Source organism: Paraburkholderia oxyphila NBRC 105797 (assembly GCF_000685075.1).
GTDB classification, from domain to species: domain Bacteria; phylum Pseudomonadota; class Gammaproteobacteria; order Burkholderiales; family Burkholderiaceae; genus Paraburkholderia; species Paraburkholderia oxyphila.
On the sequence record NZ_BAYD01000040.1, the window covers coordinates 18,620 to 34,264 of the forward strand.

A 15,645-nucleotide genomic window follows, 5' to 3' on the forward strand; every position below is an offset into this window, starting at 1 on the left:
GTCCTTCACGAGAATTCGTATCCATCGACGCGGCTTGGTTGCGTCTGTCGTCGGCGCTGCGGGCGTTGCCCGGCAGCGCGACCACAATGCGTTGCTACCGCGTAACGTCCTTCAAGCCGTCAACCACACATGCTCTGCGAACATGAAACCCATCAGCCCGGCCAGTGGAATCGAGCCAAGGCCCTGCAGCTTTGTCGTATGGGCATCGAGGACGCTCAGGAACATCGGAATGCCAATACCACCGCTCTCGTTCACCAGCACTTGCATGTCGCCGTATATCTTCTTGCGCTTGGCCTCGTCACGCTCTCCACGCGCGGCGAGCAGCATCTGGTCGAACTGCGCGCTCTTCCAGTTCGCCTCGTTCCACGGCGCGTCGGACTTGAAGAATTGCGTGAACAACACATCAGGACTCGGCCGGGCATTCACCGCACCATAGCCGAGCGGATGCTTCATCCAGTGGTTCGACCAGTACCCATCCGCTGGCACACGGCTCACCTGCAGGTTCACGCCCGCCTGTTGCGCGGCCTGCTGAAGCAGGATGGCCATGTCGACCGATCCGGCGGCCGCTGGCGAGGCAAACACCTGGAGCGGCGTGTTGCCCAGATTTGCCTTGCGGAAATGAAACTTCGCCTTATCCGGGTCGAAGGCGCGTTGCGGCAAACCCGCGAAGTAATACCGGCTGGTCGGATCGATGGGTTGGTCGTTGCCGATCGCGCCGTAGCCCTGGAATATCGCACTCTTCAACTGCTCGCGATTCTGCAGGTACTTCATGCCCATACGAAAATCCTGATTACCGGTAATTCCACCCTCGTCGCGCATGATCAGGTCCGTGTACTGCCCCGTCTTCGTCTCGAGCACCGTATATCCCGGCGTACTCTTGATGCGTGCGCTCGAGCGGGGGCTGACTGCAGTGATCAGTTGCACGTCGCCGGCAAGCAGCGCGTTCACGCGCGCGGACTCGTCGCTGATGCCAATCAGTTCGACCTCGTCGAGATGCGGCAAGCCCGGCTTCCAGTAGTGCTCGTTCCTGACGCCTACCGTGTTCACGCCCGGCGCAAACGTCTTGAGCTTGAAGGGGCCCGTGCCCACTGCCGTCGAGAAATTCCGGGTGCCGTCCTTGACAATCAGGAAATGCGAATCGGCGAGAATGACGGGCAAATCCGCGTTTGCACCCGTCAAGGTAATCGTCACTTCGTTCGGCCCGGTGGCCTTCACTTCCTTGAACTGCTCGGCGACCGCCATCACCTTCGACGCAGTGGCGGGGTCCTTGTGGCGCATGAGTGAATACACCACGTCGGCCGGTGCCAACGGCTTGCCATCGTGAAACTGCACGCCCTTGCGCAGCTTCGCGACCCAGACGATCGCATCTTTCGAATCGAGCGATTCAGCTAGCGACATCTGCGCGCCCAGATGCGAATCGAGTTCGGTCAGGCCGTTGTAGAAGAAATAGCAGCGTACGTAGTCGGTACCGAGCGCACCTCTGGCCGGATCGAGTGTATCCGCGGTCGATGCGGATTGCGTCGCCACGCGAACCTTGCCGCCCTGCCTCGGCGTGCCTTGCGCGCGCGCCGGGCGGCTCGCGGCAAGCAGGCTGCCGCCGGTCAGCGACATGATGCCTGCGGCCGTCAATGCGCGCAGCACGTCGCGACGCGACGCCCCCTTCGCCGTCAAGCCCGCGAGACCGGCGTCGGGCTGCTTTAAACCGTATTGCGAATGTTCCTTGCTCATTGACTCTCTCCGCGACTGTCTTTGTAGTCACCAGGTGCTTTTGATCCGGCTTGTTTAATAGAAAATGTCTTTGATGCGGTAATACGTGCCCACGATGGGCAGGAACCATGGCTTGCCGGTGTGACCCGGAATTGCCGGCCAGGGCAAATCGCGCCACGGGTTCGCGTCCCCTCTGCCCTCGATGACATTCGCCATCACCTGGCCCATGTGGGTTGACATTTGCGTGCCGTGTCCGCTGTAGCCCATCGAGAAGTAGATGCCGTCATGCTGGCCCGCACGCGGCAGACGATCGACCGTCATGTCGACGAGACCGCCCCAGCAATAGTCAATGCGAGCCGTCGCCAATTCCGGAAACATCGCCGCGAGCCCCCGTTGCAGGATCCGCCCGCTCCTGGCATCGGAGGGTTGCTCCGATGCGGAAAAGCGCGCGCGGCCACCGAACAGCAGGCGAGAATCCGGCGTGATCCGGAAGTAGTTGTGCATCAGGCGCGTGGTCGTATACGCGCGCCGGTTCGGCAGCAGTCGCGCCAGCGTCGCCGGTGCAAGCGGCTCCGTGACGACGATAAACGAACCCACCGGCGCAAGACGCCTGCGGTACCAGCCAAAGGGGCCGTGCCGCGACGGACCCGTCGCGACGAAGACCTGCTTTGCATCAAGCTCACCGCGCTCCGAGACGATCCGGTATCCGCCACCATTCCTTGAAATCGCCGACACGGGCGCGTGCTCATGGAGCGTCGCGCCATGGCGCACGGCGGCGTTTGCAAGGCCGACGGCGAAACGTCCCATGTGCATCTGGCCACCGTGGCGTTGCAACAGGCCACCATGAAAGCTGTCCGACTGCACTTCGTCGCGAATGCGGTCTCTGCCGATCAATTCGATGTCCTGATCGACTTCGCGATAGATGATCTCGGCCGTCTTCGCCAGATATTCGAAGTGACGCGGTTTTGAAGCGAGCTTCAGCTTGCCCGAGGGAAGATAGTCGCAGTCGATACCCTCCTCGCGGATCAACCGCTCGACCGTATCGACGGCCGACGCATACGCCAGGTAACAGGCCCGGGCCCGCTCTACGCCGACCTGCGCGACGAGGGACGCGAAATCCTGCGCGACACCCGTGTTCACCTGGCCGCCGTTGCGCCCCGACGCGCCGCCACCGATACGTCCCGCGTCCAGCACGGCCACCGAGGCGCCGCGCCGCGCAAGAGCAAGCGCCGCGGACAGGCCAGTGAATCCGCCACCGATCACGGCCACGTCGACCCGGCCCTGCACCGGCGCATCGGCAACGGCCTGCAGCGGCGGGGCGGTGTCGAGCCAGTAGGAGTCGAGTTTCATCCGCAGTCTCCTCAGGTGCGCCGCACGAGGTTCAAGTGCAATAGGTACATACCGACTGGAGACATTCGTCAGTTCACCTGCATCGTGGCTTTCAACGCCCGCCCGAACATCTGGAGGGCTTCGGCCACGTCCTGGTCTGAAACGGTCAGTGGGCCCAGAAAACGCACGACGTTGCGCTCGACACCGCACTTGATCAGCAGCAAACCCTCTTCGCGCGCGGCATCCAGCACCCGTTGCACGAGCGCGGCTGCGGGGGCTTTCGTCGCACGATCCGTCACGAACTCGACCGCGCACATGGCGCCGACCTGACGAATCTCGCCAATCTCGTCGTATGTTTCGCGCAACGATTCGAGACCATGGCGCAGTTGCGCGCCGATTTTCCGGCTGCGCTCGAGCAAATTTTCCTGTTCGAAAATATCGAGCACCGCATTCGCCGCTGCGCACGCCAGCGGATTACCGCCGTACGTGCCGCCAAGGCCGCCCGGTTGCGGTGCATCCATGATGTCGGCCCGGCCGACCACGCCCGAGAGCGGCAAGCCGCCGGCCAGACTCTTGGCGACAGTCACGAGATCCGGCTGGATGCCGGCGTGCTCAAAGCCGAACATTTTTCCGGTACGGCCAAAGCCGGTCTGAATCTCGTCGGCAATCAACACGATACCGTGTTGCTGGGTGAGCGCGCGCAATCCCTGCATGAACTCCGGCGGCGCAGCAAGAAATCCGCCATCGCCCTGCACCGGTTCAATGATGATCGCGGCCACACGTTCCGCGGCAATCTGCGTATCGAAGACGGTCTGCAGCGCGGCCAGCGCATCTTCCGTACTCACGCCGCGATAGGCGTTCGGATAGGGGGCGTGATAGACGTCCGGCGCGAACGGCCCAAAGTTCTGCTTGTACGGGGCGCTCATGCCGGTGAGCGTCATGCCGAGCAGCGTGCGGCCATGAAAGCCGCCGCGGAACGCAATCACGCCGGGCCGGTTGGTGAAGCCACGCGCAATCTTGATCGCGTTCTCGACCGCTTCGGCGCCGGTCGTGAGGAACACCGACTTATAGCCCGCTCCAGGCGCAACCAGTTCGGAAAGGCGTGCTGCAAGCCGCACATACGGGTCGTAGCCCACGACCTGGAAGCAGACATGCGAAAACGACTCGAGCTGTTGCTGCACTGCAGAAACCACGGCCGGATGATTGTGACCGACGTTCAGCACGCCGATCCCCCCCACGAAGTCCAGATATTTGCGTCCCACCGCATCCCATAAGTAAGCACCCGCGGCACGCCGTGCCGAAATCGGATGGGCTGTCACTACACCGCGTGCCACGTAATCGCCGCGCGTGGCGGCCACGTCGTCACCGAAATCCTGATTTTTCGCCATGAAGTTCACCCTCGAAGAATGAACTCATCGTAGGAACACAATAAATTGACCGGTATCTACAAAGAGTAGGAAAATCGACCCGCTTTTTCATATTTTCTATCGTTGCACTGTTTCGCCCACAGGCGAAAACTCCCTCCGGTTCCATGCGGAACCGACCGGATGCGCCGCCGGCCGTGCCAACGAACGGGCGCGACGCGGGCGATCGGCATGTCCCCCTACGGCAACGAAGCTACGGAGCCCCCATGAAACTCGACACGGCGATCCGCGAAACCATTCTTCGTGAAGCCAGCGTCGTAGCCGGCAACGGCTGTCTGGAGCGCGAGATAACGTGGGTTCATATGGTCGACCATCCGGACATCGCGAACTGGGTCAAGGCAGGCGAATTGTTGCTCACAACGGGCTATAACTGGCCGACCAGCGCGGCGGCATCAAGAGATCTGGTCAGAAAGTTGAGCGCGGTCGGACTGGTTGGCGTCGTGCTGGCGGTACCTCATTTCCGCGACCACTTTCCTCCTGAGGCACTGGAGGAAGCGGACCAGGTCGGTCTGCCCCTGCTCGAGCTTCCCTGGGAGGTACCGTTCAGCGAGGTCACGCACGAAATCCTCGCGAAGATCATCAATTTCCAGGGCGACATTATCGAGCGCTCCGAACAGCTTCACCGGGCGTTGACGAACGCCGCCGTCTCGGCCACGAGCCTGTCCGATATCGCGCGTGCCATGACAGGTCTGCTCGGCCGGGCTGTCACCTTTACTGACCCGATGGGACACGTGTTAGGCGGATCCGATTCCCCGGAGGTCCTGGCGCAGCGTGAGGCCCAATTCGTGCGGGCCGTGGAAAGCCCCGGGATATCTGTGGACCCCAGGAACGCGCAACGTCCGTCCGTCGTCAAGTTCGACACCGAGCACGGCAGCCACTGCCTGAGCCTGCCCGTGCGTCTTCACGATGCCATCGTCGCACTGATCTGGCTTGATCTGGCCGGCTGCGAAGCGCAGGAACTGGACGCACGGGCGATCGAACACGCGAGTGTGGTTGCAGCGCTGCACATGATGCATCAGAGGCAGCTCACGGAGCAGGAAGACCGGCTTGGCTATGCGCTCGTCGCGGGCCTGCTCGACGGAGAGTTTTCGGCTTCGGCGAACGCGCTCGAACGTGCCCGGGTCTACGGCTGGAGCGACTCCAAACCCTATCGCGTATGCCTGATCCTGCTTGACGAACCTATTCCGCTCACGCCCGAAGGGCTGCAGCGGCGCGAGCGCTGGGTCGAGCTTCTGAAGCGCCAGTTGCGTTTGAGGAAACAGCCTGAGCTCATGGTCCTCTGGCTCAACCAGATCAAACTGATCTTGCCCGCGGACATCGGGCCGGAGAGCATCTGGGAAGCGATATCCGATCGCGGCGCTGCAATGGCTGTCAGCCGTGTGCATACCGGCGTACAGGGCATGGCGATCGGGGCGCAGGACGTCGATGCCCTGCTGCCGACGTTGCGCCCGGGCCGTCTGCATCAATTCGACGAGATCCTGTTTCCTCGCGCCCTGCTCGGCGATGCCAACGCGCGCGACATGCTGATCGACAGATTGATCGGGCCCCTGACCGAAAAGCGCCGCGGCGAATCCATGCTGGAGACGCTCCATACCCTGACTGAGGAGGGTTTCCAGCTTGCCAGCACCGCCAGGGCACTCGGCATTCACATCAGTACGCTGCGATACCGGCTGGAGCGGATCGAGAGCATCCTGAACGTGTCGCTCGAGGACCCCAAGGTGCGCTTTCAGGTACAGGTGGCAATGGCACTCTACCAGCTTCGCGAAGAATGACTTGCTTATTCCTACGTTTCATAGGATGACCGCGACTTTTCTTCACGCTTAAATCCGCTTACCAACTGTCGTACTCACACGCCGGCGATCATGGCGAGTGCGGTTTGGAAGGCAACGCGGAGGCGACTCAACTCAACGCCTCGCGTCAACGATTTGAGCGTGAATCAATGAAAACTCGTGGCGCCCCACCCCGGTACGATCTTAACGTCCTGCTCGCGCTTGAACACCGCATCAAAAGCGCCACGCGTGCCGAGGTGAAGTTCGACGCGGGCTCGCGGGCAGCCTACGCATCGGAAGCGTCGAATTACCGTCAGGTGCCCCTTGGCGTCGTCGTGCCACGCACGATCGACGACGTCGTCGAGATCATGCGCGCTTGCCATGATGCCGGCGTACCCGTGTTGACGCGCGGCGCGGGCACATCGATGTGCGGCCAGTCCGTCAATGTGGCGGTCGTGATCGAGGCGTCCAGGTATCTCACCGGCATTGAAGCGATCGACGTTGCCGGGCGCGTGGCGACCGTACAGCCTGGCGTGATCTGCGATCAGTTGAAGGACGCCGCAGCCGTTCACGGACTCACGTTCGGGCCCGACCCGGCTACCCATAGCCGCTGCACGATCGGCGGGATGGTAGGCAATAATTCATGCGGCGCCCATTCGGTGATGGCGGGCAAGACCGCCGAAAACATCGAAGCACTTGAAATTCTGACCTACGACGGGGCACGCTTCTGGGTTGGCCCCACCGACAATGAAGCCCTGGCGGAGCATCTGGCCGCCGGCGGCCGCCGTGCCGAGATCGTCACCGCCCTGCTGAAGCTGGTCGAGCAATATGGCGATGCAATCCGCGCGGGGTTCCCCAGCTTGAAACGTCGCGTATCCGGCTACAGCCTGGACCAGTTGTTGCCCGAAAACGGCTTTAACATTGCCCGCGCGCTGGTCGGCTCGGAGGGCACCTGTGTCTCGGTGCTGCGAGCCAAAACCGCGCTCGTGACCAATCCGTCATATCGTAACCTGGTCGTATTCGGCTTTCCGACGATCTTTGACGCCGCGGACTGCGTTCCGCAGTTGCTCCCCCTCGGCCCGATCGCGATGGAAGGGCTCGACACAGGCATCGTCGGGGGCTTGAGAGAGCGCGGGCTCGCGCTAGCTGATATCGCTGAATTGCCTCAGGGCAACGCCTGGCTGATGGTCGAATTCGGTGCGTCGAGCGAAGCGGAATGCGCGGCGCTGGCGGAACGCGCGGCAGCGCTCGCACCGTTCCTGCCTGGCCAGCCTGCAGCGCGTGTCGTGACCGAATCCGGCCTCATGAAGCGCCTGTGGTCGGTGCGCGAAACCGGCGCTTCGGCGACTTCAATCGGTGACGATCCGTCAAAGCCGGATCCGGTGGTCGGCTGGGAGGATGCCGCCGTCGAGCCACGCCTCCTCGGCGCCTATCTGCGTGAATTCTCGGCGCTGGTCGAGCACTATGGCTACACGACGAACCTGTATGGCCACTTCGGCGACGGCTGCATCCACTCGCGTATCACCTTCGATCTGCGTGACGCGCGAGGCATTCAAAGGTGGCGCGAGTTTCTCGTCGAAGCCGCGCAACTGGTCATCAAATACGAAGGCTCGCTGTCCGGCGAGCATGGCGATGGACAGGCCAAAGGCGAATTGCTGTCCCTGATGTACTCACCCGAGCTGATGGACGCGTTTCGCGCATTCAAGGCGATCTGGGATCCGCAAGGCCGCATGAATCCCGGCAAGCTGATCGATGCGATGCCGGTCGACGAGAACCTCCGTCTTGGCCCAACCTACCGGCGGGTCGAAACCGCCAGCCATTTCAGCTTTGGCAACCTGAGCGGCGCGGACAGTTTCGCGCGCGCGACCGAACGCTGCATCGGCATGGGCAAGTGCCGCTCGCTTGAAGGCGGAACCATGTGCCCGAGCTTTCGCGCCACCCATGAAGAGCAATACTCCACGCGTGGGCGCGCACGGCTGCTCTTCGAATTGCTCAAAGGCGAGGTCATCGAGGACGGCTGGCAAAGCGAAGCGGTCAAGGATTCACTCGACCACTGCCTCGCCTGCAAGGGCTGCCGCAGCGACTGTCCGACCCATGTCGATATTGCGACATACAAGAGCCATTTCCTGTACGAGCACTTCAAGACCCGGCGCCGCCCGCTGATGGACGCGATGATCGGACGCATTGGCACGTGGCTGCCGGCGGCGACACATATGAGCGGCGCGCTCAATCGCCTGATGCGCAATCGTACCCTGCGCAAGCTGGTGAAGTATGCCGGCCTTGCCGACGGTGTGCCATTTCCGTCGATTGCGAGGCAAAGCTTCCGGAACAGCGCGACTGCCAGGCAATTGCTGGCATCGGACCACACCAGCCGTCAAGCCGCGAACGCTCGCGTGTTCCTGTGGACAGATACATTCAACAACGGCTTTTCCCCTGCTGTACTGGAAGCCGCAGTCCGGGTATTGCGCACGCACGGATTTGTCGTCCAGCTTTTGAGCCGGCAGATCTGCTGCGGCCGACCGTTCTACGACGCGGGCATGCTCGACCACGCCCGCGACAATCTGCAGAGGATCATGACGGCCATGAGCGACGTGATCGACGCGCAAACACCCGTCGTCGTCCTTGAACCCAGTTGCCTGTCCGTGTTTCGTGACGAGCTTCGCGCGCTATTTCCGCAGGATGCCCGCGCGTCGGCATTGGCGCGATCGGTCAAGACGCTGGCTGAACTTCTGCAGGAGAGGGGCGTCGCGTTGCCGCGACTCGACGAATCGGTGCACGTGCATGGCCACTGCCACCAAAAAGCCTGCGGTGGCATGCAGGCCGAAGCAGCGTTGCTCAGGCATACGACCGGGGACCGCGGCGTCCTGCCTACCGGCTGCTGTGGAATGGCCGGCGCATACGGCTATCACACACGTACGGCCGACGTCGCGAAGACGGTGGCCGAGTCGGAACTCGTCCCTGTGCTCAACAAGTTGCCGGATGGGGCGGTGATTGTCAGCGATGGCTTCAGTTGCCGGTCGCAAATTCGCAATACGACTGGCCGAACCGCGATCCATCTTGCCCAATGGCTCGACCGCCGCGGCCGCCATGACCTGCCACACGAGCAGCCACTGGCGACGGCCACCGAACAGCAGGGGGAAGCGTGAATGACGTGATCCTCGCGAGCGTCGGCGCGCCTGCCTTGTCGGGCAGCGGCCGTATCTGAGGTTCGAGCGCGTCGAGAAGATGTTCGACGAAGTAGTCGGAAAGCTCGCCATGCGGGCAGCGCTGTGACGTACATACCAACGAAGAATCCGACCGGATCGCTGCGCAAAAGCCGCATCGAGCCGGCTCTTGTGAAAACCGATGGAGAACTTCCCATGTCTCTCAAACTCACACGCGGCGATCTGATGCGCAGCCAAAACCTCATCGGCGGCAAGTGGGTCGACGCCGCGGGCGCGGCACGCTTCCCGGTGACGAATCCGGCAACTGGCGAGACGATCGTCGAGGTGGCGAACAGCACTGCGGCAGACGCACGTGCCGCTGCCGATGCAGCTGCCAAGGCGTTCAAGGACTGGCGCGATCGCTTGCCCAGGGAGCGCGCGGAGATCCTGCGCCGCTGGCACGCATTGATCGTCGCAACTTCGGAAGACCTCGCGAAGCTGATGTCGATGGAGCAAGGCAAGCCGATGGCCGAAAGCCGCGGCGAGGTAGCCTACGGCGCATCCTATGTCGCGTGGTTCGCGGACGAAGCCACCCGCATTTACGGTGATCTGATTCCACAGCAGCAACGCGGCAAGCGCATGAGCGCAATCAAGGAGCCGGTGGGCATCGTCGCAGCCATCACACCATGGAACTTTCCTCTTGCCATGATTGCGCGCAAGATCGCACCCGCTCTCGCGGCCGGTTGCACGGTCGTGGCAAAACCCGCTGAAGACACACCGCTCACCGCGCTTGCGCTCGCTGCTCTGGCACAGGAAGCTGGCGTGCCGGACGGTGTGCTGAACATGCTGTCAGCGTCACGCGAGTATGGAATCGAGGCGGTAGCGGACTGGCTTTCAGACGAGCGTATCCGCAAGATCACTTTCACCGGCTCGACCGCGGTAGGCAAGCATCTCGCACGCGAATCCGCCGGCACCCTCAAAAAGCTGTCGCTCGAACTCGGCGGCAACGCACCGTTCATCGTCTTCGACGACGCCGATCTGGACGCCGCGGTGACTGGCGTGATGGCGGCGAAATTCCGCAATGGCGGGCAAACCTGTGTGTGCCCCAACCGCATTTACGTGCAGGCGGGCGTCTATGGCCGCTTCGCCGATCTGCTGAGCAAGCGGGTTGCTGCGCTGAAGGTCGCGCCAGCAACGGATCCCGACGCGCAAATCGGGCCGATGATCAATGCCCGTGCGATCGACAAGATTGCCCTTCACGTCGACGACGCCGTGAGCCATGGCGCCAGCGTTCTGGTTGGCGGCAAGCGCCTGACGGAACTTGGCGCGAACTACTACGCGCCGACCGTTCTGGCGGGAGCGAAAGATGGCATGCTGGTTTGCAGCGAAGAGACGTTCGGGCCCGTCGCCCCGCTTTTCCGCTTCGAAGACGAAGCCGAAGCCATTCGTTTCGCAAACGACACACCCTTTGGCCTGGCCGCGTATTTCTACACCCGGGATATCCGCCGCATCGAGCGAGTGGGACGCCAGCTGGAAGCCGGCGTAATCGGCGTCAACGAAGGGGCAGTTGCCAGCGAAGCGGCGCCGTTCGGCGGCGTCAAGGAATCGGGCTACGGGCGGGAAGGCTCGAAGTACGGTCTCGACGATTACCTGTCGATCAAGTATCTCTGCCAGGGCGGTCTCGACTGAACTGGCTGAACAAGGGTCGTGCGGGGCCATGCTGTGGCCCACCCAGGAATGACCGTACTCCTGCATCTCGTGCAACAACTCGCAGCCGTCAGAGCTGGAACGCGACAAGACAGACGCGCGTTCCAGTCTCGCCGTCAGTGCAGCCTCGCGGCCCAATACGCTCTACATATCCGAAGGAAAGGCTTGTCCGTGCCCATCACCTACAGACACTTCACTGACAACGACGTCTCGTCTGCGCAAGCTCTCACGGCCAGACACAAGTGGCCGCTTCGCGCGGAGGACTGGCGCTTCATGGCGCGAGCAGGCACAGGGTTCGTCGCGCTCGACGGCAGCGCCGTGATCGGCGCCGCGCTGTGCTGGACACATGGCGCGACATTCGCGTCCCTGGGGATGGTCACCGTCTCGCCGGCATACCGCCGGCGTGGCCTGGGCAGGAAGCTGACAAAGCTCGCGCTCGAAGCTCTCGGTTCGCGGGTTACCTTCGTGCATGCGACAGACACCGGGCGTTCCCTCCACGAAAAGCTGGGCTTCCGCGTGGCCGGCAAGATCGACCAGCATCAAGGCGCCGCATTCCAGCCGCCCCTCATTGCGCTGCCGAGCGGGGAACGATTGCGGCCACTCTGCGCCAGCGACATGACGCGGCTCGTGGAACTTGCGCGGCGCGCGAGCGGGCTCGACCGGAGCAAGATCCTGCCCGATCTGGTCAGAAACGCCGACGGCATCGCGCTCGATCGCGGTGGTGAATTGATCGGCTTCTCGCTGTTCCGCCGTTTTGGCAGCGGACGCACAATCGGCCCGGTCATCGCGCCCCATATAGTCAACGAGGCACTTTGCTGACACGCCATGACTTTTCTCTACAAGGCTGATCCCACACGCGGCGCCCAGTGGGCAGCGCTCTTTGCGCAGAAAGCGCCCGATGTACCGTTTCGCATCTGGCCCGACGTCGGCGATCCGGCCGAGATCCGTTACCTGGCCGCCTGGCAACCGCCGGAAGACCCGGCCCGCACGCTGCCGAATCTCGAAGTCGTGTTTTCGATCGGTGCAGGGGTCGACCAGTTCGACCTGTCCGGCGTGCCGGAGCACGTGCCGGTGGTCCGGATGATCGAACCGGGCATCGTCGAAGGGATGGTCGAATATGTAACCCAAGCAGTACTGACGCTGCATCGCGATCTGTTCGTCTATGCGAATCAACAACAACAACAGATCTGGCGCGAAGCACCAGTGCGCGCTGCGGCGTCGCGGCGGGTCGGGGTGCTTGGTCTGGGCGTGCTCGGCGTCGCCGTGCTGGAGCGACTGCGGCTTTTCGGCTTCGAGTGCGCGGGCTGGAGCCGGTCGCCACGGCAAATATCCGGCGTCCAGTGTTACGCGGGCGCCAATGCGCTCGATGCCTTTGTGGCGCGCACTGACATCCTGATCTGTCTGTTGCCCCTGACGCCCGCCACGCGTGGCATTCTGAATGCAAGGCTGTTCGCGAATCTACCGCACGGGGCCTCCTTGATCCAGACAGGGCGCGGCCCTCATCTTGTGCAGGAAGACCTGCTTACCGCGCTCGATAGCGGTCAAGTTGAACATGCCATTCTCGATGTGACCGACCCCGAGCCGTTGCCCGCAGGACATCCGCTCTGGAGTCACCCGCGGGTACGCGTCACCCCGCATATCGCGAGCGTCACGCGCCCCGAAACGGCCGTCGACGTTGTGCTGGAGAATTTGCGCCGCCATCGTGCGGGGCTGACCATGCTTGGGCAAATCGATCGTACTCGGGGGTATTAGCGTCCAAGTTCAAGCATGAAGTAGTACTAATCGCTTATGCAGAACATCTGGTTAAACTCGACCAGTTGCGCTTTCCCTCGGTGCAATGTGTCTGGTGCAACTCCCGAGATAGTTCGCCAGCGTACCGCCTGCCTTCAACCAGAATCCGAGCCGCGTCGGTTGCACAAAAGTCCGCCTGCCCGTTGAGATCGCGGAACTTGCCTCGGTAGATACCAGTGACCGGATCGAATCCACCACGGCTTCGTAGCCGTTGATCATTACCGGGTGAATCCACGGCGGCGATCGGCCATGACGAGCATAGCCGTGAAGCACCACGGCCTCCATCAACGTCCGCTTTGTCCTGATCAGTATCAGAATGCATTGATTAGCTACGTCGTCTTGTAAGCAGGTCTGCCACGCCGGCACGGGTGGCAATTTCCCAGATATATCCGCGGGAATAATCGACACCGAAAGCTGCGCGATTATTGAGGACCGGACTATCCTCAAAACGACATCAGTCACCAGGCAATTTCTATCCAGTACCGCGTGGAACCATTGGCTCAAGCGAATTTACAACATTAAATATCTGATGCTTGAGCACTCCATGTAAATGCAGCATAACCATCGCGGAAATTGCGTATCCACCCACTACGTGTAGGTTAACCGGCAGATCGTGCGCCGTCTCTTTTGCTGGGGCTCGAAGATGAGCGAGTATCGTGATCGGCGGCAGAATAAACAGGCCAAACTATCTGAGCGATCGAATCAAACCTTCGGTTTGAAGGCAACACCTGAACTGATTGCTCGCATTGACGCGAACCGAGCAAACTCAGACCTCGTATTTCTTGCACGCTTTATTACCTGTTTCCCGGAGATTGAAGCGAACCACGCGAACCCGCAACAGTTTGCCGGCTTCGTATTTGCGACTCTACGAGGTATCGGCGCTTTTGGGCTATTCGACATCGCGCAGGACGAGACAGAGGGACAACTGGAAGTGCTGGTCCAGGTGATCGTCGAGGCGGGAAGCCTACGTTGGGTGTGAAGAAGACCACCGGGGCAGGACCTCACTGGAGTTCCGGACTCTGTGCTGCCACGCACATCTTCGCGTTATCCGCGTAAAGCTTCCTTTTCCAGTGACAGTCCCCAAAATAGCTCGCGCCCGGGAAAGCCCCTGCCAGCGCGGTCGCATGCAGCCGCCCGGAATCAGTGATCGGTCAGTCCGAGCATTTTGTCGAAGAAGACAATCGCCAACACCCCCACGGTATAGCCGTTCTTCGGCGTTCCCGCATACGCCGGGTTGCCCCAAGTGTTCGTATTCCAGGTGCGCATGACGTATGGACTCAAGAGAACACTTCGGGTAAGCGCGATGTTGGCATCTAACCTCAGGCCGTATTGGGTCCGTCCTACGGTATAGCCCGTGCCACCGGCCGCCAGGTTCTGCTCCTTCAAATACACCTGCTCGTGCGGTGTCAACGTGGCCCAGTTAAACGACAGCGATACGCTGTCGTGCGGTCTACTGCGCAGCGGCGCTTCGACGATCACGCCGGCGCTTCCGGTCATCTCGAGCCCGGTGCTGGAGTGAGAATCGAAGCTTCCCGTCGCAGTCGCAAACAGCGATACGGCAGTCGGATCGGACGCGCCAGCCTTGCCGCCATCCGGGCGATACACCACCTGCCGGCCACCGAAATAGATCCCCGAGGTGCCTTTATGCGTGCCGAGCGTAAGCGGATCGATCTGGGTACTCGTGTTGTGGTAGAACATGAGTTCGTACGTTTTGGGCCAAGGATCTGTGCGGTACGTCGTACGGTACGCGAGGTCCGCGAGATAGACGTTGCTGTCTGGCACGCTGTCAGTCCACTCCCAACCGTTGGTGAACGGGAACGCCGGATTTGAACGCCACACGCCGCCCTGAATCGACCACGCCGGCGTCAGGTTGTAGCGCACGCGGCCGCCCCAATTCACGTAGATCGGCGGGTTCATGCCGGCGTTATGCTGCAGAATCAGACTCTGACAGCCGAAGCCCTGGTTGCAGACGGGCGTGGCGAAATACAAGCCAGAATTGGTCTTGCCGAATTCGACGTCGAGTCTGTCGTGAAAAGCCTTCTGCTCCCAGGTCAGCAACGCAAGATGTGCAACCTTGGGCACGTACGGACCCACGTTGGCCAGCACGTCGCCCACCTGCGTCCCCCAGTCGAGGTTGACCCGGAACGGTACGAACAACTCCTGAAAATGGAGTGTGGCGCCGGGGAAACCTGCGATCTTCTGCATGTCGAAATCGCCGCCGGCGGCAATGAACGTCAGCGCCTCGTGGTTGCCGGTTTCCTGTCCCACGCTCGGATTAGTGAGGTACATCTGCACCAGATTCAATGTTGGCGTGAAACCCCAGTCGTTCAGCATCTGCCCTATGCCCGACAGCGGCCCCTGGCGCACACCTTCGGGTGCGGACGGCTGCGCGTCGTCGGCATGGGGCACGGCAAGCTGGTCAGTCTTTGGCACACCTTGCTGCATCGCCGGACGATCCGTCGACACCAGTTTGACCGGACCGCTTTCCTGGGCAGCGTCAAATCCGCGTTCCCCGCTCGCTACACGCTGTGCGCGGGAATCCGGCACCCCGTCCCCTTTCGTCGGCGTAGTGGTAGTTCCCGCGGCCGAAGTATCCACCGGCTCAGCCGTCGCTGCAGTCGGTGTGGTTTGGGCCAAGGCCGTCGCGCCACTCGTGAACATCACCGCCGATACGATCGCCGAGAGCGACCGCAGCACCGCTTTATTGCCTTGAAAGAACTCCCACCCGCTCGATGACATTTATCGTCTCCTAATTTTTTATCAAACCCGTCTACC

Annotated in this window: 9 protein-coding genes and 1 pseudogene; 6 read left to right on the forward strand and 4 right to left on the reverse strand. The window is 61.9% G+C overall.

Annotated features, from left to right (window positions below):
• Window positions 1-111: 111 nt before the first annotated feature.
• The 3 genes from BO1_RS23660 to gabT form a co-directional block, all read right to left on the reverse strand.
• Window positions 112-1,728, reverse strand: coding sequence for an ABC transporter substrate-binding protein (locus tag BO1_RS23660; protein ID WP_028219676.1), 1,617 nt, complete (start codon window positions 1,726-1,728; stop codon window positions 112-114).
• A gap of 54 nt (window positions 1,729-1,782) precedes the next feature.
• A complete protein-coding gene (locus tag BO1_RS23665) occupies window positions 1,783-3,057 on the reverse strand; it encodes an NAD(P)/FAD-dependent oxidoreductase (protein WP_028219677.1) in 1,275 nt (424 codons plus the stop codon).
• A gap of 68 nt (window positions 3,058-3,125) precedes the next feature.
• Window positions 3,126-4,424 carry a 4-aminobutyrate--2-oxoglutarate transaminase gene (gene gabT / locus BO1_RS23670; protein WP_028219678.1) on the reverse strand — a complete coding sequence of 433 codons (1,299 nt, stop codon included), beginning with the start codon at window positions 4,422-4,424 and terminating at the stop codon, window positions 3,126-3,128.
• Between the two features lie 242 nt (window positions 4,425-4,666).
• Here gabT and BO1_RS23675 point away from each other — a divergent pair, with 242 nt between their 5' ends.
• From BO1_RS23675 to BO1_RS52415, 6 genes and pseudogenes are all read left to right on the forward strand, one after another.
• Window positions 4,667-6,232 (forward strand): PucR family transcriptional regulator, encoded by a 1,566-nt coding sequence (locus tag BO1_RS23675; protein WP_028219679.1) that lies wholly within the window; start codon window positions 4,667-4,669, stop codon window positions 6,230-6,232.
• Window positions 6,233-6,336: 104 nt separating this feature from the next.
• Window positions 6,337-9,375 (forward strand): FAD-binding and (Fe-S)-binding domain-containing protein, encoded by a 3,039-nt coding sequence (locus tag BO1_RS52405; protein ID WP_322788539.1) that lies wholly within the window; start codon window positions 6,337-6,339, stop codon window positions 9,373-9,375.
• A 213-nt stretch (window positions 9,376-9,588) separates the two neighbouring features.
• Window positions 9,589-11,061 (forward strand): NAD-dependent succinate-semialdehyde dehydrogenase, encoded by a 1,473-nt coding sequence (locus BO1_RS23685; protein ID WP_028219680.1) that lies wholly within the window; start codon window positions 9,589-9,591, stop codon window positions 11,059-11,061.
• 183 nt (window positions 11,062-11,244) lie between these two features.
• A pseudogene (locus tag BO1_RS52410) lies at window positions 11,245-11,871 on the forward strand (GNAT family N-acetyltransferase); the annotation flags it as partial.
• Window positions 11,872-11,904: 33 nt separating this feature from the next.
• Window positions 11,905-12,831 (forward strand): 2-hydroxyacid dehydrogenase, encoded by a 927-nt coding sequence (locus tag BO1_RS23695; RefSeq protein WP_028219681.1) that lies wholly within the window; start codon window positions 11,905-11,907, stop codon window positions 12,829-12,831.
• A 682-nt stretch (window positions 12,832-13,513) separates the two neighbouring features.
• Window positions 13,514-13,849 (forward strand): hypothetical protein, encoded by a 336-nt coding sequence (locus tag BO1_RS52415; protein ID WP_052409571.1) that lies wholly within the window; start codon window positions 13,514-13,516, stop codon window positions 13,847-13,849.
• A gap of 161 nt (window positions 13,850-14,010) precedes the next feature.
• Here the strand turns inward: BO1_RS52415 and BO1_RS23705 are convergent, their stop codons facing one another.
• Window positions 14,011-15,609, reverse strand: a complete 1,599-nt coding sequence (locus BO1_RS23705; protein ID WP_084688144.1) for a carbohydrate porin — start codon at window positions 15,607-15,609, stop codon at window positions 14,011-14,013.
• Window positions 15,610-15,645: the final 36 nt, after the last annotated feature.